The organism is Janthinobacterium sp. SUN073, from assembly GCF_030397665.1.
Classification (GTDB): Bacteria; Pseudomonadota; Gammaproteobacteria; order Burkholderiales; family Burkholderiaceae_D; genus Janthinobacterium.
This window is the reverse complement of record NZ_JAPUBT010000005.1, coordinates 239,220-256,341: the sequence shown is the minus strand read 5'-3', so window position 1 is coordinate 256,341 and position 17,122 is coordinate 239,220. Positions and strand designations below refer to the sequence as shown.

Genomic DNA, 17,122 nt, shown 5'->3' with positions numbered 1-17,122 from the left:
GGTGGATTGTCAAAAGATTGCCCTAAGGAATAGACTTGCCCCTGCAGTTGACGTTATCATGTTTTTGTAAGTGTCGGTGGCTGATCAGCCAGCGCATGGGTGAAACATGGTGACAGGCGGGAGTAAGCATGGGCATGGCGAATGATGCGTGATGTGCCGGGCGGTGGGCAGGGCAGGGCAGCGGTGCGCCGCTGCTGCCGCGCATTGCTGCTGGCGTTGTGCGTCGCCGCGCCCTGCGTCGCCTTGCCGGCAGCGGCGCCGGCCGTCGCGCCGCCGCACCAGGGGCAGCGCGTGCTGTTCCTCAACGCTTACGATTATGGCCGCGCCGGCGTGGAATCGTACACGCGCACCTATGTGGCCGCCATGGTGGCCGCGGGCCTGGCCAGCGAAGACATCATGGTCGAGCACCTGAACCTGAATACCCAGGGCGACCCGGCGCTGCGCAACGAAATGCGTGATTTGTTGCTTTTAAGATACACCCAGATGATGGGGCGCAAGGCCGACCTGATCATCGCCATGCAGCAGCCCGCGCTCGATTTTTTGCTGTCGGACCTGGCGCCGCTGGCGCGCGGCGTGCCCGTGCTGGCGATTAACACCTCGGGCTTGGCCTTGCCTGCCGGCAGTCCGGCTGCCATCTGGCAGCAAAAGGCGAATGTCGACTTTCCCGGCACCCTGGCGCAAGCCATGGCGCTGTTCCCGGAAACCAAAACCATCGTCATGGCCGTCGGCACCAGCGAAGCCGACCAGGCCTTGAAGCGCAGCATGCAGCAGGCGGCGCTGGCGTGGCAGGGCAAGGTGGCCATGCGCTACCTCGATGACCTGACCCTGGAGCAGATGCGCGCGGCGGTGGCGCACTTGCCCGCCGATAGCGTGCTGGTGGCGGGCAATGTCAACCGCGACGTGGCCGGCATCATCGCCACGCCCGTGCCGTTTTCCGTGCAACTGGCGCGGCTGGCCAATGTGCCCACCTTTGGCATGTACAACGCGACGGTGGGCAAGGGCATCCTGGGTGGCTCCATCCTGCACATCGAAGGGGCCGCGCAGCAGGTGGCGCAGATGTCGCTGGCTGTGCTGGCGGGCAAGGCGCCCGCCGCGCCGGGCGCCTTGCTGCCGCCGGCCCGTCCGGTGCCCATGTATGACTGGGACCAGCTGCAGCGCTGGGATGCGGACATCAGCCGCCTGCCGCCGCACACGCTGTTCTTCAACCGGCCGCCGCAACTGTGGCACGAGCACCGCGTCGCCGTGCTGCTGGTGGGCGGCGTTTTCATCGTGATGGCCGGCTTGCTGAGCGCCTTGCTGCTGCAGCGGCGGCGCCTGCGGCGCGCCGAGAGCGAGGCGCGCGAGAGCGAGCAGCGCTTCCGCATCCTGGTCGAGCATGCGCCGGAAGCTATCCTGGTGTACGACCTGGACCTGGACCGCTTCGTCGACGCCAACGGCAGCGCGCAGCGCATGCTGGGCCTGTCGCGCGCAGCGCTGCTGGCACGCGGGCCGTTCGACCTGTATACCGGCAAGCAGCCCGATGGCTTGCCGCTGGGGCTGATGATGGAAGAGCATCTGCGCCGCGCCATGCTGGGCGAGCCTGTCCTGGTGGAACGCAATGTGCGGCGTGCCGACGGCAGCATTTTTCCCTGCGAGGTGCGGCTGGTCAAGTTGCCCATGGAAGGCCGGCGCCTGGTGCGCAGCGGCATCGTCGACATTTCCGAGCGCAAGCACAGCGAGCAGGAATTGCTCGGCTACCGCGACCACCTGGAAGAACTGGTGCAGCAGCGCACGGCGGCCCTGTCGGTGGCCGTCACCGAGGCCGAATCGGCGAATCGCGCGAAAAGCGTCTTCCTGGCCAACATGAGCCACGAATTGCGCACGCCCTTGAATTCCGTGATCGGTTTTTCGCAGATGATGGCCGATTCGAGCAGCATGTTCGAGGAAGAAAAGCATAACCTGGCCATCATCAACCGCGCCGGCCACCACTTGTTAACCTTGATCAACGACATCCTCGAACTGTCGAAAATCGAAGCGGGCCGCATGCAGCTGCAAACGGGACCCGTGGACTTGAATGGTTTGCTCGACGAGGTGCTCGAGATGGTGCGCATGCGCTCGAGCGAGCAGGGCATCGCGCTGCAGATCGAACGTTCCGGCGTGCCGCCGCTGGTGCGCCTCGATGGCGCGAAGCTGCGCCAGGTGCTGCTCAATTTGCTGTCGAACGCGCTCAAGTTCATCGAGCAGGGCAGCGTGACCTTGTCGCTGGCGTGCCAGGCGGCAGAAGGTGGGCAGATGGCGCTGGCCTTCGCCGTGCGCGATACGGGCAGCGGCATCGCGCAAGCGGACCTGGAGCGCATCTTTGAACCGTTCGTGCAGGCCGACAGCGCCGTGGCGCAGGCCGGCACGGGACTGGGGCTGACCATTTCGCGCGAATTCGTGCGCCTGATGGGCGGCGAGCTGCGCGTCGACTCCACCTTGGGGGCCGGCTCCGTATTCCGTTTCGACCTGCGCGCGCCGGTGCAGCAGCAGCCGGCCATCGCGGCGCTGGCACCGGGCCGCGTGGCGCGCCTGCCGCCGGGCCAGCGCGGGCGCATGGTGCTGCTGGTCGACGATGACGACAACTGCCGCAAGCTGCTGGCCGGCTTGCTGGCGCCGCTGGGCTTCCAGCTGCGGGAAGCGGCGGGCGGGACGCAGGCGCAAGCCATGCTGACGGCGCAGCGCTATGACATGGTGCTCAGTGACTGGCGCATGCCGGACATGGATGGCCTGGCGCTGACGCGCTGGCTGCGCGCGCAGCCGGCGCTGGTGCAACCGCGCCTGGTGATCATGACCGCCTCCGCCTTCGAAGAAGAAAAGCAGGAGGCGCTGGCGGCCGGCGCCGACGGCTTCCTGCGCAAGCCGATCGAACAGGAACACCTGTTCGCCATGCTTGAGCAGCAACTGGGCGTGCGCTTTCAGCGCACCGCCGGCGCGCCGCCGCGCGTGCCGGCGGCGGCCTTTGACTTGCCGCAGGCGCTGGGCCAGCTGGGCGCGGCCGAACGGCAGGCGCTGCTCGAATCGGTGCAAGCCCTCGATTTGCGGCGCAGCGCCATCGTGCTGGCCGGCGTGGCGACCGGCCTGCCGCAGCTGTCCGCGCACATCGCCGCCATGCTGGAACAGCACCAGTACCAGCCGCTGTGCGCCTTGCTGGCGCAGCTGGCCAGCGAACCGCAGGGCGAAGACGCATGACTTTTAACGCATCCAAAGGCGCCCGTTTGGGCGGCGTGTCCATCGTGCTGGCCGTCAGCGTGGCGCTGACCTTTGTCGTCACCGTGCTGCTGCTGGTGTTTGCCGTGCTGTTTTACCAGTCCGAACGCGAGCAGCGCTGGCAGCACCTGCATCGCAGCCTGGCCGTCAGCGCGGACCAGCTGGCCGTGGCCATCGAACTGCCATTGTGGAACCTGGATGAAAAGCAGATGCAGGCCATCATGCGCAGCATGCTGGGCAAGCGCGACCTGGTGGCCAGCTCCCTCACGCCGGGCATCGGCAAGGAGGCGCTGGTCCTGCGCCGCACTGCGGACGGCGCCATCGACAGCCTTTCCGCGCTGTCCGCCGAACCCGGCTGGCTGGTGCAGCGGCGCCCCGTGACGGTGGGCGGACAAGTCATCGGCAGCGTTGCGGTGTACGCGACGCCGGCCCTGCTGGACGCGGAGCTGCGGCAGCGCGCGCTGGGCATCGGTGCGATGATCGTGGCGCTCGACGTGATCCTGGTGGCCAGCATCTGGCTGCTCATGTGGTGCCTGATGCTCAAGCCCCTGAAGGTGATCGGCCAGTACGCGGCGGGCGTCAAGGCGGGGCAGGGCGAAGCCTTCGGCACGCCGCCGAAAGCGTGGTTCCTGGGCGAGCTGCGTACCCTGTACCGCTCCATCCGCGACATGGTGGCGCTGCTCGACAGCCGCTACCGCGCCCTGCAGCGCAGCGAAGAGCGCGTGCAGATGGCCACCGGCGCGGCCAGCATCGGCATCTGGGACTGGAACGTCATCAGCGACGCCTTGCAGTGGGATGAGCAGATGTACGCGCAGTTCAAGGCCGACGCGGCCAGCAGCATGTCGCCGGCGGCGATCTGGCGCGCGGCGCTGATGCCGGACGACGTACCGGTGGCCAAGGAAGCCCTGCGCGCCGCGCTGGGCGCCGGCCAGGCGTTCACGCACGAATACCGCATCTTGTGGCCCGATGGCGCCATCCGCTACATCAAGGCCGATGCCGTGATCTTCCGCGACGGGCGGGGCTTGCCCATGCGCCTGGTGGGCTCGAACTACGACATCACGGCGCACCGCGAGGCCGAACTGGAACTGCTGCGCCACCGCCACCACCTGGAAGAACTGGTGGCCGAGCGCACGAACGCCCTGTCGGTGGCCGTCAGTCAGGCGCAGGCGGCGAACCGCGCCAAGAGCACCTTCCTGGCGAACATGAGCCATGAACTGCGCACGCCCTTGAATTCGGTGATCGGCTTTTCGCGCCTGATGGCCGCCTCGCCCAACATGCAGGACGATGAAAAGCGCAACCTGGCCATCATCCACCGCTCCGGCAATCATTTGCTCACCCTGATCAATGAAATCCTCGAACTGTCGAAGGGCGAGGCGGGGCGCTTGCAGGCTCAGGCGACCGTGGTGGCGCTGGCGCCCCTGTTGCAGGAAGTGATGGACATGCTGGACATGCGCGCCGAGCAGCAGGGACTGGCCCTGCGCCTCGATTGCGCGGACCTGCCGGCGGCGGTGCTGCTCGATGCGACGCGCTTGCGCCAGGTGCTGTTGAACCTGATGTCGAATGCCGTCAAGTTCGCCGGCAGCGGCGAGGTCACCTTGCGCGTGCGCGGCGAGCGGCGCGATGGCGATCAATGGATGCTGTCGTTCGCCGTCAGCGACACGGGCATCGGCATCGCGCTGGAAGACCAGCAGCGCATCTTCGAACCCTTCGTGCAGGCCGACAGCGCGGGACCGAAGGATGGCACGGGCCTGGGCCTGGCCATCTCGCGCGAATTCGTGCAGTTGATGAAAGGCGAACTGACGCTGGAGTCCATGCCGGGGCAGGGCGCCACCTTCCGCTTCAGCATACCCGCGCAGGCGGCACAGGCGCCAGTGCCGGCTCTCGTGCCGCCGGCCATGCCGGCGCAGGCGGCTGTGCCGCCGGCGCTGCAGGCGCAAGACTTGCTGCTGCTGGCCGGGGCAGAGCGCGCCGCCTTGCTGGTGGCGCTGCGCGAATTGAACCTGGCCAGGGTGGCGCAGCTGCTGGCGGCCCTGTCGCCTGCAGCGGCACCGTTGCTGGTGCCGCTGCAGGCCATGCTCGAGCAGCACCAGTACCGTCAGTTGTGCGTCTTGCTGGAGAGCGAGGGCGCGCTGGCGCATACATGAAAGTGTGGGCTGACAACATCGGATTCGATGAAAAGACGGACTAAGTGCCGTGGATGGATGGTGCTAAATTGCAATAAAGATTATGATGATAGTACGTAGTTCATCGCAAAAGAAATGTCTTGTCCAGCGTGGCAATCGACCGCCGCGCCTCATCCAAAGCTGAGAGAACTGCTACATGCACCGCGATTTTTCCGAAGTGAATGCTAAGGGCGAAGTACTGATCGTTGAAGATACACCGGCTTCGCTGAAGTTGTTGAGCGACTTGCTGGGCGGCGCCGGCTATGCGGTGCGTCAGGCACCGAACGGTGAACTGGCCCTGTGGACGGCCCAGGCGCGCCCGCCGGAGCTGATCCTGCTCGACGTGCGCATGCCGGGCCTCGACGGCTTTGAAGTCTGCCGCCGCCTGAAGGAGATACCGTCCCTGCGCCAGGTGCCGGTGATTTTCCTGTCGGCCCAGTACGATACGGACGACAAGGTGCGCGGCTTTGCGCTGGGCGCCGTCGATTTCATCGCCAAGCCCTTCCAGGCCGAGGAAATCCTGGCCCGCACCGATGCGCACGTGCGCCTGGCGCGGGCGCAGCTGCAGCTGGCGCAGGAGCGCGCCAACCTGGAGCGGCGCGTGGCCGAACGCACGGCCGAACTGGAACAGGTGGCCAGCACCCTGGCGCGCGAAGTGCAGATTCGCCGCGCCAACGAAGAATTGCTGCGCCTGTCCGGCCAGGTCTTCGAAGCCACCCAGGACGCCATTTTGATCACCGATCCGGCCGGCGTCATCGTCACCGCCAATCCCGCGTTTACACGCATCACCGGCTACGCGGCGCAGGAAGTGGTGGGCACGGACATCATGCGCCTGCACGCCGAATACACGGGCGAAGCGGTGCTGCTGGCCTTGCGTCAGGGCTTGCGCAGCAGCGGCTGCTGGTCGGGCGAAGTGCAGACGCGGCGCAAGAGCGGCGACACCTATCCCTGTTTGCTCAGCGTGTCCACCGTGCATGGCCCGGACGGCACCGTCGTAAACTATGTGGGCGTCTTCCTCGATATCAGCGAACGCAAGGCCGAGCAGCACTTGATCGACTTCCTCTCCTACCACGACGCGCTGACGGGCTTGCCGAACCGCGTGCTGCTGCGCGAGCGTTTCGAACAGGCGCGCGCCAACGCCCTGCGCGACAGCCAGCAAGTGGTGCTGATGTGCCTGGACCTGGACCGCTTCAAGAACATCAACGATTCGCACGGCCAGGCCGTGGGCGACAAGGCGCTGCAAGTGGTGGCGCGTTTTCTGTCCGGCTGCGTGCGCGAGGGCGACACCGTGGTACGCCAGGGCGGCGACGAATTCCAGATCCTGCTGCAGGACGATGCCCTGTTGGGCCGCACGCTGGCGCTGGCGCAAACCATCCTGGCCGGCTTGCGCGAAGAGCTCAGTGTCGGTGGCGAGCGCCTGGCGCTGACCACCAGCATCGGCATCGCCATGTGCCCGGCCGATGGAGACAGCCTCGACGACGTGCTGCGCCACGCCGACACGGCCCTGGTGCGCGCCAAGGAAATGGGGCGCGACCATTACGCCTTCTTCACGGAGCGCATGGGCAGCGATATCCGCGCTCGCCTGGCCATGCAGCAGCAGTTGCGCGGCGCCATCGGTCGCGATGAATTCACCGTGCATTACCAGCCGCAAATGTGCTTGCACACGGGCGCCATGCTGGGCGCGGAAGCCTTGCTGCGCTGGGATAACCCGGTGCTGGGCAAGGTGCCGCCCGGCCTGTTCATCGCGCTGGCCGAGGAGTACGGCTTGATCACGGCCATCGGCGAATGGGTGCTCGAAAGCGTCTGCGCGCAAATCCGCGCCTGGCACGACGCAGGCCTGGGCAGCATCAAGGTGGCCGTCAACCTGTCTGGTAAACAGTTCGCGCAGGATCGCACGGTGCCTTTCGTCGAGGCGGTATTGCGTAAATACGGCATCGCGCCCGCCTGCCTGGGTATCGAGATCACGGAAAGCACGGTGATGGGCGATCCGGACAAGGCGGTGGCGGCGCTGACGCGCCTGAAGGATATCGGCGTGGGCATTTCGCTCGACGACTTCGGCACCGGCTATTCCAGCCTGGGCTACCTGAAGCGTTTTCCCATCGACGTGCTGAAGATCGACAAATCCTTCGTCGACGACGTCACCACCAGCAGCAGCGACGCGGCCATCGCCCGTTCCGTCATCTCGCTGGCACACAACCTGGACATGCGCGTCATCGCCGAAGGCGTGGAAACGCGCGAACAGGTGGACTTCCTGACGGAACACGGCTGCGACGAAATGCAGGGTTATTATTTCAGCCGGCCCCTGGCTGCCGCGCCATTCACGGCCTTGCTGCGTGAACGGCGCACCCTGGCCGTGGCCTGAGCATCCACGCCGCGGTGCGGCCGATGCACCATGCCGGTGCGTCCGCAGCGGCGCGGTGCAGGATGCTCACTTTTCTTTCCCCTGACGCTGGCACATATCCTGCTTAGGTAATCGCTTATTTACGCGATTGCCCCGCATGCCAGACAGTACCTATCCAGTCATGCCTTCACAGCCCAGCGCGCACGGCGCCTGGCAGGCGCATTTGCGTCTGGGCTTTGCACTGCATGATGGCGTCAGCCGCCTCGTCGAGCGCACGCACAGCGGCCCTTTGCGCGTGCAAAAACCCCTGTACCCGGAAGGCGATGCCGTCTGCCACGCCATCATCATCCATCCGCCCGGCGGCGTGGTGGGTGGCGACCAGCTGGCCGTCAACGCCACCGTGGGCGCAGGCGCGCATGCCTTGCTTACTTCTCCCGGCGCCGCCAAGTGGTACCGCGCGAATGGCCATGTCTCGGGCCAGCACATTGCGCTGCGTGCCGGTGCCGGCGCCGCCATCGAGTGGCTGCCGCAGGAAAGCATTTTCTTCGACCAGGCTTGCGTGCGCCTGCGTCACGAGGTGGAACTGGCGGTCGGCGCCAGCTACATCGGCTGCGACATCGTCTGCCTGGGGCGCAGCGCCTCGGGAGAAATTTTTAACACGGGCAGCATCAGCCAGCAGGTGCAAATCCGCCGTGGCGGCAAGCTGCTGTGGTGGGAGCAGGGCGTGCTGGCGGGAGGCGGCGCCCTGATGGCCAGCCCCCTGGGACTGGCCGGCCACACGGTATGCGCCACCCTGATCGCCGTCGGCACACCCGTTTCTCCATCCGTACTGGCGGCCGTGCGCGAGATCGCCGTACCGGCCGGCGCCGTGTTTGGCGCCACCCACATGAAATCGCTGGTGGTAGTGCGCCTGCTGTGCGGCGACAGCGAGGCGGCGCGCCGGATCATGCTGGCCGCCTGGCAGCTGCTGCGCCCCGCCATGCTGGGACGCGACGCCGTCGTGCCCCGCATCTGGAACACTTGAACTAGGAAACCCATGGACCTGACTCCCCGCGAAAAAGACAAGCTGCTCATTTTTACGGCCGCGCTGCTGGCCGAACGGCGCCTGGCGCGCGGCTTGAAATTGAATTATCCGGAAGCGGTTGCCTTGATCAGCGCCGCCATCATGGAGGGCGCGCGCGATGGCAAGTCGGTGGCGCAGCTGATGTCGGACGGTACCAAGATACTCTCGCGCGCCGACGTCATGGACGGCATCGCCGAGATGATCCCCGATATCCAGGTGGAAGCGACCTTCTCCGATGGCAGCAAGCTGGTGACCGTACACCATCCGATACCGTAAGCACACAAGCGACATTGACAGGAGGCGCTCATGACCCCAGGTGAATACAAATTGGAAGAAGGCGAAATCAGCCTCAATGCGGGCCGCGCCACGGCTACCGTGGTGGTGGCCAACCGGGGCGACCGGCCGATCCAGGTGGGCTCGCACTTTCACTTTTTTGAAGTCAATCCGGCGCTGGCCTTCGAGCGCTGGCGCGCCTACGGCATGCGCCTCAATATCACGGCCGGCACGGCCGTGCGCTTCGAACCGGGCCAGCAACGCACGGTGGAACTGGTGGCGCTGGCGGGCGAACGCAAGGTCTACGGTTTCAATGGCGCAGTGATGGGCGACCTGCAAGACACTCCACCGGGAAAGGATTGAGATGGCCAGCATTCCCCGCAGCGCATATGCCGAAATGTTCGGCCCCACCAAGGGCGACCGCATCCGCCTGGCCGACACGGAATTGTTCATCGAGATCGAGCATGACTATGCGATCTACGGCGAAGAAGTGAAATTCGGCGGCGGCAAGGTGATCCGCGACGGCATGGGCCAGTCGCAGCGCTGCGCGGCCGAGGTAATGGATACCGTCATCACGAATGCCGTCATCCTTGACCACTGGGGCATCGTGAAAGCCGATATCGGCTTGAAAAATGGCCTGATCTTCGGCATCGGCAAGGCGGGCAACCCGGACATCCAGCCCGGCGTGACCTTGCCCATCGGCGGCGCCACCGAGATCATCGCGGGCGAAGGCCTGATCGTCACGGCCGGCGGCGTCGACACGCACATCCACTTCATCTGCCCGCAGCAGATCGAGGAAGCGTTGATGAGCGGCGTGACCACCATGCTGGGCGGCGGCACGGGACCGGCCGTGGGCACGGCCGCCACCACCTGCACGCCGGGGCCGTGGCATTTGCACGCCATGCTGGCGGCCGCCGACGCCTTCCCGATGAACCTGGGCTTCATGGGGAAAGGTAACGTCAGCCTGCCGCTACCGCTGGAAGAACAGGTGCGCGCGGGTGCCATCGGCCTGAAACTGCACGAGGACTGGGGCAGCACGCCTGCCGCCATCGACAACTGCCTGTCCGTCGCGGACCGCATGGACGTGCAGGTGGCGCTGCACAGCGATACCCTCAACGAGGGAGGCTTCCTGGAGCACACGCTGGCCGCCTTCAAGGACCGCACCATCCACACGTTTCACACGGAAGGGGCGGGCGGCGGCCATGCGCCCGACATCATCGCCGCCGTGGGGCAGGCCAACGTGCTGCCGTCGTCGACCAATCCGACGCGCCCGTTTACCGTCAATACGCTCGACGAGCACCTGGACATGCTGATGGTATGCCACCACCTGGACCCGGCGATTGCCGAAGACGTGGCCTTTGCCGAGTCGCGCATCCGCCGCGAGACCATCGCTGCGGAAGATATCTTGCACGATATCGGCGCCATTTCGATGATGTCGTCCGACTCGCAAGCCATGGGGCGTGTCGGCGAAGTGATCATGCGCACCTGGCAGACGGCGCACAAGATGAAGGTGCAGCGGGGGCCGCTGGCGCCCGACACGGCGCGCAGCGACAATTTCCGCGCCAAGCGCTATATCGCCAAGTACACGATCAACCCGGCCATCACGCATGGGATTTCCCACGTGGTCGGTTCCATCGAGGCGGGCAAGATCGCCGACCTCGTGCTGTGGAAGCCGGCCTTCTTCGGCGTCAAGCCATCGATGATTTTAAAGGGCGGCATGATCGCCGCCGCGCAGATGGGCGACCCGAATGCCTCGATTCCCACGCCGCAGCCCGTGCATTACCGCATGATGTTCGGCGCCTTCGGCGGCGGCCTGAAAAAGTCGTTCACGTTTGTGTCGCAGGCGGCCTATGACCTCGATATCGGGCACCAGCTGAAACTGAACAAATCCGTCATCGCCGTGAAAAACATGCGCGGCTTGCGCAAGCACGACATGATCCATAACAGCGCCACGCCACACATGGAAGTGGACCCGGAAACCTACGCCGTGCGCGCCGACGGCCAGCTGCTGGTGTGCGAGGCCGCCGCCGTGCTGCCGATGGCGCAGCGCTATTTTCTATTTTAAGCGGGAGACAAGCATGCTGACTTTGCATACCAAACTGGGACCTGGCGATGAACGTACGCCGTTTGCCCAACTTGTGTTGCCCTATGACCAGCGCGAAAAATGCCGGCTGCGCGCCGTGCTGTCGAATGGCGACGAGGTGGCCGTGTTTACCGTGCGCGGCACGGTGCTGCGCGACGGCGAGCGCATGACGGGGCCGGAAGGGCTGGTGGTGCGGATCGTCGCAGCGCGCGAACCGACTTACCTGGTGCGCTGCGCCGACGCGCACACGCTGCTGCGTTGCGCTTTCCACCTGGGGAATCGCCACACGCAGGCGCAGGTGGGCGACGGCTTTTTGCGCATCCGCAAAGACCCCGTTTTAAAGGAGATGCTGCAAGGCTTGCAGGCGATTGTGACGGAAGAAAGCGCGCCGTTCGAACCGGAGGCGGGCGCGTATGGCGGCGGCCATGGCCACCACGATGGCCACGGCCAGCACTTGCTGGCGCCCGTGCCGCTGCGGCAGAAAATTCACCGCCCTGGTGACACTGCATGATGCAGGCCTCGGCCCTGCTGCATTTGCTGCAGTTCGCCAGCCCGGCCTTGCCGATCGGCGCCTACAGCTATTCGCAGGGGCTGGAAGCGGCGCTGGAGTCAAACCTGGTGCACGACGCGGCCACGGCGCGCGCGTGGATCGCCCAGCATCTGGCGCTGGTGGTGGCGCGCTGGGAAGCGCCGCTGTGCTGGCGCTTGATGCAGGCGTTCGAGCAGCAGGATTTGTGCGCCGTGCAGCGCTGGAGCGAGCGTTTCATCGCTTCGCGCGACACGGCGGAATTTCGCGCCGAAACCATCCAGATGGGGTATTCCTTGACCCGCCTGCTGGCCGAGCTGGGCGTGGCCGACGGCGTGCTGATCGACATGCTGCAAGGCCAGCCGGAAGTGGTGCTGCCCACGGCCTATGCCTGCGCCGTGGCGGCGCTGGCGATTCCGCGCGAAGAGGCGCTGCTGGCCATGCTGTTCGCCTGGGCGGAAAACCAGGTGCTCGTCTGCGTGAAATCCGTGCCGCTGGGGCAGGTGGCGGGCCAGCGTTTGTTGCTGTCGCTGCGGCCGGAGCTGGAAGCGGCGGCGCTGACGGCGCAAACCTTGCAAGACGACGACATGGGCAACTGGGCGCCGGGCCTGTCGCTGCTGTCGATGCGGCACGAAGTGCAGTACAGCCGCCTGTACCGTTCCTGAACTATTCAATGAGAGAGCAAACATGACATCGATTACCTCCAATCCCCTGCGCGTGGGCATAGGCGGCCCGGTCGGTTCGGGCAAGACGGCCCTGTGCGAAATGCTGTGCAAGGGCATGCGCGAGCGCTACGACATGGCCGTCATCACGAACGACATCTATACCAAGGAAGACATGGAAATCCTGCTGCGCGCCGATGCCTTGCCGGCCGAGCGCCTGATGGGCGTGGAGACGGGCGGCTGCCCGCACACGGCCATCCGCGAAGATGCATCGATCAACCTGGAAGCGATCGCGCGCATGCAGGCAGATTTTCCGCATCTCGACTTGATCCTGGTCGAATCGGGCGGTGATAACCTGGCCGCCACCTTCAGTCCGGAATTGTCGGACCTGACGATTTACGTGATCGACGTGGCGGGCGGCGAAAAAATCCCGCGCAAGGGCGGGCCCGGCATCACGCGATCCGATTTGCTCATTATCAACAAGACGGACCTGGCGCCGTATGTGGGTGCCAATCTCGACGTGATGGCGCAGGATGCCAAGCGCATGCGCGGCGAGCGCCCCTTCGTGTTTACCAACCTGCGCAGCGGCGACGGCGTGCAGGTGGTCATCGATTTTATCCGCGAGCAAGGTTTGCTCGATCAACCAGGCAAGGAGCTGCAATGAGCGCAAGACTGATGACAAAAACGACCGCCGTGGCGGCGCTGTGCCTGCTGGCGCTGCCCGCCATGGCCCACCCCGGCCATGGCGACAGCGTGGGTTTTCTGGCCGGTTTCGCCCATCCGTTCACGGGCATCGACCATTTGCTGGCCATGCTGGGCGTGGGCATCTGGGGCGGCCAGCAGCGCTGCGGCCTGGGCCAGAGCGCCACTTTCCTCGGCATGATGCTGCTCGGCGCGCTGGCCGGCATGGTGGGCTTGACGGTGCCCGGTCTGGAAACGGGCATCGCCGCCACGGTGGCGCTGGTGGGGCTGGCCATCGCGCTGGCGCTGGCTTTGCCGAACTGGCTCGGCATGCTGCTCGTGGGGGTGTTTGCGCTGGCGCATGGCAATGCGCATGGTCAGGAATTACCGGCTGCCTCGGCCGCGTGTGGCTTCCTGCTCGCTTCGGCCATGCTGCTGTGTGCGGGACGTTTCGCCGGCCAGGTGCTGGCCGGGCGCGTGCTGCGCGTGGCCGGCGTGGCCTTGACAGCCGCCGGCGTGGTGCTGATGGGAATAAATTAAGCGCCGGGGCGCTTGTCGGACAGTACGATGGGCGCTGCCTTTTCCGGGTGCAAGCCCTGATGGCCCGCATACACGGCGGCGATGGCGGCCATGTCGGCCTCCTTGTCGCCCGTCAAGTAGATATGGTCGACGACGCCCAGCACCTTGTTCGGGTAGTCGATATACACCAGCAACAGCGGCACCTTGGCAGCCAGGGCCAGGTGATAAAAGCCGCTTTTCCAGTTCGGACGGTAGCTGCGTGTCGCTTCCGGCGTGATGGCCAGCCAGTACCAGTCGGCGGCCAGCATGCGCTCGGCCTGGCGTTGAATCGTGCCGCTGGTGGTGCTGCGGTCGACGGGTTCGCCGCCCAGGTAGCGCAGCACCTTGCCCAGCGGGCCGCGGAACAGGGAATCCTTGGCCAGCCAGCGGAACGGCAGCGACAGCGCCCATTTGCCGAACAGGCCCACCATGAAATCCCAGTTCGACGTGTGCGGGTAGACGACGACGATGCCGCGCGGCCCCGGCAGGGGACGGAAGCGCATGCGCCAGCCAAACAGCCGCAGCACGCGCAAGGCGCAGCGCTGGTGCCAGGTCGGCAAGTCGCCCATCTGTACAAATAAATCGTCCATTGATACCCTTCAGTGACACTGTTTTTAATCGGATGGCGCTGCTGGCCATTTTCCTTGAAGCAAAAATTCTGCGCAGGCATTCTATACGGGGCTGGCGGTGGCGACAAGCAGCCGGGGCCGCTATTCATGCGGTGTCGGGCCGGCTGTTGCTGCTATTTTAACGATGCTTTGCCACGGTGGTGGGCACTAAATGCACACAATGTGGTCAAAACTTGATGCAGCATTGATCCACCCGACAGGGAGCCATGGCATGAAAAACAGTATCGGGGAACTAGCTGGGGAGAATGTCCGAACGGACAAAGTGATGGCCGAGCTCGTCGAACGGGGCGTGGCGTTTCATCACGCCCTGGGCCGGACGGTGGCGACAGCCTACTTGCGCGAGCACGCGGTGCCGGCCGAGGTGATACGCCGCGTCTTCAGCAGCGTGCAGGCGCGCCGTCCGCCCCGGCCGGCGCGGCGCCGATGGCGCTGAAGGGCAGGCAACAGCGACGACCTGCCGCAGCCGTCGCCCGCAGCGCCGTTCAAGCCTGTGCCGCCAGTGCCGGGTAGTCCGTGTAGCCGGCCGCGTCCGGTGCGTACAGCGTGTCCGGGTTCAGCGGATTCAAGGGCGCGTCGCTGTGCAGGCGGATGGGCAGGTCGGGGTTGGCGATGAACCACAGGCCGAAGGCCACGGCATCGGCTTCGCCCTTGGCCAGCAAGGCTTCGGCCGCCGCCTTGTCCATTTTCTCGTTGGCGATGTACACGCCGCCGAACTCCTGTTTCAGGTACGGACCCAGGCGGTCGTCACCGAGTGCTTCGCGCGCGCAAATGAAGGCGATGCCGCGCTTGCCCAGCTCGCGTGCCACATAGCCGAAGGTGGCGCGCGGGTCCGAGTCACCCATGTCGTGCGCGTCGCGGCGCGGCGCCAGATGCATGCCCACTTTGTCCGCGCCCCAGACTTCGATGCAGGCGTCCGTCACTTCCAGCATCAAACGGGCGCGGTTTTCAATCGAGCCGCCATAGTTGTCGGTGCGCAAGTTAGTGCTGTCTTGCAGGAACTGGTCGAGCAAATAGCCATTCGCGCCGTGGATTTCCACGCCGTCGAAACCGGCTTTTTTCGCATTCTCGGCGCCCAGGCGGTAAGCCGCCACGATGCCGGGAATCTCTTCCGTATCAAGCGCGCGCGGCGTGATGAATTCCTGTTTCGGGCGCAGCAGGCTGACATGGCCGGCCGGCTTGACGGCGCTGGGCGCCACGGGCAGGTCGCCATCGAGAAAGACGGGCGCGGAAATGCGGCCCACATGCCATAGTTGCAGCACGATCAGGCCGCCCGCGTCATGTACGGCCTTGGTGATGTGTTTCCAGCCTTCCACCTGTTCCTCGGACCAGATGCCCGGCGTGTCGGCATAGCCCACGCCTTGCGGCGTGACGGCCGTCGCTTCCGAGATGATCATGCCGGCCGAAGCGCGCTGCGTGTAGTACTCGGCCATCAGGGCGTTGGGTACGCGGCCCGGATTGCCGGCGCGCGAACGCGTCAGCGGCGCCATGATGATGCGGTTTTTCAGTTGCAGGCTGCCAATGGTGATGGGGTCAAATAAAGTTGCCATGATTACTATCTTTCCTGTCGAGAGTGCCGCGGGCGGCGATATGGATGGGGCTACGGTTACAAACCTTGCTGCATGTGCTGTAGAAAAGCCTGGAGGGTGGCTTCGTTGCGTTTAAAAAAGCTCCATTGGCCAACTTTCCTGGCTGAAATCAAATCGGCCTTTTGCAAGGTGGCCAGGTGGGCCGAGACCGTCGATTGCGACAGACCCAGCTTGCGGTCGATCAGTCCGGCACAGACGCCGAAGTCGAGTGGGTGCTCTTGCTCGGCGAAATGCTGCTGCGGCTCCTTCAGCCATTGCAGGATCTGTCGCCGCACGGGATTGGCCAGCGCCTTGTGGATGGCGTCGATGTCCATGGTGTTTCTCCTGATCGATGTTCGTCTGTAGACGATATATGGTTCGTCTTTTGTGAATTTCAATATCGTAATTTTACGATATAAGTAAAAAGCCTGCTGGCGGCGTGGATTTTTCAAGCAGGGCCGCCCGGCAGGGATCAGGCGAAGTGGAACAGCAGCAGGGCGATGACGGCGGGCACCGTTTGCAGGTAGAGGATGCGCGTCATGACAGTCACTGCGCCCCACACGCCGGCCACGGCGATGCAGGCCAGGCCGAAGACGGTGAACGCATGGGCGATGGCCGCGTCCGGGTGAAAAAAGCCCAGCGCCAGCGCCGCGACGAGAAAGCCGTTGTAGCAACCCTGGTTCGACATGGCGGGACGCACGATCTCCGCTTTTTCCCTGGACAGGCCAAACACCTTGCGTCCGCGCGCATCGAACAGCACGGTTTCCAGCAGCACGATGTAGACGTGCAGCAGCAGGATGAGGGCGGTAAGGATTTGGGCCAGAAGCAGCATCATTGTTCCCGAGAGTGAGTGGATGCAGCGATTATGCTGCCATCAGCCTATTTTTTGACTACAGCACTGGAAAAAATGTGCTGGCGGCAAGAGCTTGCACCCGATGGTATACTTTTCCTTTTGCTCCTGTGGGGACGACCCCGCTTGATGTGGGGGCTGTATGGCGGGGACGACCCTGCCGCCTCAGGAGAAGTGCATGGCGTGGATTATTCTGGTACTGGCCGGTTTGCTGGAAATCGGCTGGGCCATCGGCCTCAAATACAGCGCGGGGTTTACCCGCCTGCTGCCGTCCGTACTGACGGCTGTTTCCATGCTGGGCAGCGTGGTGATGCTGGGCCTGGCCTTGCGCACCTTGCCGTTGGGCACGGCGTATGCGATCTGGACGGGCATCGGCACCGTGGGCACGGCCATCTTCGGCATCATGGTGCTGGGCGAACCGGCCAGCGCCGCGCGCATCGCCTGCATCGCATTGATCGTGTCCGGTATCCTGGGCTTGAAACTGCTCAGCCCTCAATAAAGGAT

The 17,122-nt window shown here is 65.0% G+C and carries 17 protein-coding genes; 13 read left to right on the top strand and 4 right to left on the bottom strand.

Going from position 1 to position 17,122, the window contains the following annotated elements:
• The first annotated feature begins 141 nt into the window (after positions 1–141).
• From O0882_RS16160 to O0882_RS16110, 11 genes are all read left to right on the top strand, one after another.
• Complete coding sequence (locus O0882_RS16160) at positions 142–3,207, top strand: PAS domain-containing hybrid sensor histidine kinase/response regulator (RefSeq protein ID WP_289949537.1); 3,066 nt, start codon at positions 142–144, stop codon at positions 3,205–3,207.
• On the top strand, positions 3,204–5,369 hold the full coding sequence (locus tag O0882_RS16155) for an ATP-binding protein (protein WP_289949536.1): 2,166 nt from the start codon (positions 3,204–3,206) through the stop codon (positions 5,367–5,369). Before O0882_RS16160 ends, O0882_RS16155 begins: the two co-directional genes overlap by 4 nt.
• A 175-nt stretch (positions 5,370–5,544) precedes the next feature.
• Positions 5,545–7,749 (top strand): EAL domain-containing protein, encoded by a 2,205-nt coding sequence (locus O0882_RS16150; RefSeq protein WP_289949534.1) that lies wholly within the window; start codon positions 5,545–5,547, stop codon positions 7,747–7,749.
• A gap of 160 nt (positions 7,750–7,909) precedes the next feature.
• The gene (locus O0882_RS16145; RefSeq protein ID WP_289949533.1) at positions 7,910–8,752 is read left to right on the top strand and encodes an urease accessory protein UreD; all 843 of its coding nucleotides are present in this window, start codon (positions 7,910–7,912) and stop codon (positions 8,750–8,752) included.
• A 12-nt stretch (positions 8,753–8,764) separates the two neighbouring features.
• The gene (locus O0882_RS16140; RefSeq protein WP_289949532.1) at positions 8,765–9,067 is read left to right on the top strand and encodes an urease subunit gamma; all 303 of its coding nucleotides are present in this window, start codon (positions 8,765–8,767) and stop codon (positions 9,065–9,067) included.
• A gap of 30 nt (positions 9,068–9,097) precedes the next feature.
• Positions 9,098–9,427 (top strand): urease subunit beta, encoded by a 330-nt coding sequence (locus tag O0882_RS16135; RefSeq protein WP_071076649.1) that lies wholly within the window; start codon positions 9,098–9,100, stop codon positions 9,425–9,427.
• A gap of 1 nt (position 9,428) precedes the next feature.
• On the top strand, positions 9,429–11,129 hold the full coding sequence (gene ureC, locus O0882_RS16130; RefSeq protein WP_289949529.1) for an urease subunit alpha: 1,701 nt from the start codon (positions 9,429–9,431) through the stop codon (positions 11,127–11,129).
• A 13-nt stretch (positions 11,130–11,142) separates the two neighbouring features.
• A complete protein-coding gene (gene ureE / locus O0882_RS16125) occupies positions 11,143–11,658 on the top strand; it encodes an urease accessory protein UreE (RefSeq protein WP_289949528.1) in 516 nt (171 codons plus the stop codon).
• Positions 11,658–12,338 (top strand): urease accessory protein UreF, encoded by a 681-nt coding sequence (locus O0882_RS16120; protein WP_289949852.1) that lies wholly within the window; start codon positions 11,658–11,660, stop codon positions 12,336–12,338. Before ureE ends, O0882_RS16120 begins: the two co-directional genes overlap by 1 nt.
• 22 nt (positions 12,339–12,360) lie before the next feature.
• The gene (gene ureG, locus O0882_RS16115; RefSeq protein ID WP_096236144.1) at positions 12,361–12,999 is read left to right on the top strand and encodes an urease accessory protein UreG; all 639 of its coding nucleotides are present in this window, start codon (positions 12,361–12,363) and stop codon (positions 12,997–12,999) included.
• 11 nt (positions 13,000–13,010) lie between these two features.
• On the top strand, positions 13,011–13,556 hold the full coding sequence (locus O0882_RS16110; RefSeq protein WP_289949525.1) for a HupE/UreJ family protein: 546 nt from the start codon (positions 13,011–13,013) through the stop codon (positions 13,554–13,556).
• On the opposite strand, the gene O0882_RS16105 is transcribed toward O0882_RS16110, so the two are convergent.
• Complete coding sequence (locus O0882_RS16105) at positions 13,553–14,164, bottom strand: 1-acyl-sn-glycerol-3-phosphate acyltransferase (RefSeq protein ID WP_289949523.1); 612 nt, start codon at positions 14,162–14,164, stop codon at positions 13,553–13,555. The genes O0882_RS16110 and O0882_RS16105 overlap by 4 nt on opposite strands.
• Positions 14,165–14,414: 250 nt before the next feature.
• Between O0882_RS16105 and O0882_RS16100 the strand changes: the two genes are divergently transcribed.
• Positions 14,415–14,636: a hypothetical protein gene (locus tag O0882_RS16100; protein WP_289949521.1), complete on the top strand. Its 222-nt coding sequence runs from the start codon at positions 14,415–14,417 to the stop codon at positions 14,634–14,636.
• Between the two features lie 49 nt (positions 14,637–14,685).
• On the opposite strand, the gene O0882_RS16095 is transcribed toward O0882_RS16100, so the two are convergent.
• The 3 genes from O0882_RS16095 to O0882_RS16085 all read right to left on the bottom strand — a co-directional run bounded on the left by O0882_RS16095 (position 14,686) and on the right by O0882_RS16085 (position 16,600).
• A complete protein-coding gene (locus O0882_RS16095) occupies positions 14,686–15,750 on the bottom strand; it encodes an alkene reductase (RefSeq protein WP_289949520.1) in 1,065 nt (354 codons plus the stop codon).
• A 56-nt stretch (positions 15,751–15,806) separates the two neighbouring features.
• Entirely contained in the window at positions 15,807–16,103 is a 297-nt protein-coding gene (locus O0882_RS16090; RefSeq protein ID WP_289949518.1) for a helix-turn-helix transcriptional regulator, read from the bottom strand.
• 137 nt (positions 16,104–16,240) lie between these two features.
• The gene (locus O0882_RS16085; protein WP_289949517.1) at positions 16,241–16,600 is read right to left on the bottom strand and encodes a DUF1304 domain-containing protein; all 360 of its coding nucleotides are present in this window, start codon (positions 16,598–16,600) and stop codon (positions 16,241–16,243) included.
• 196 nt (positions 16,601–16,796) lie between these two features.
• Between O0882_RS16085 and sugE the strand changes: the two genes are divergently transcribed.
• Complete coding sequence (gene sugE, locus O0882_RS16080) at positions 16,797–17,117, top strand: quaternary ammonium compound efflux SMR transporter SugE (RefSeq protein ID WP_289949514.1); 321 nt, start codon at positions 16,797–16,799, stop codon at positions 17,115–17,117.
• Positions 17,118–17,122 lie beyond the last annotated feature (5 nt).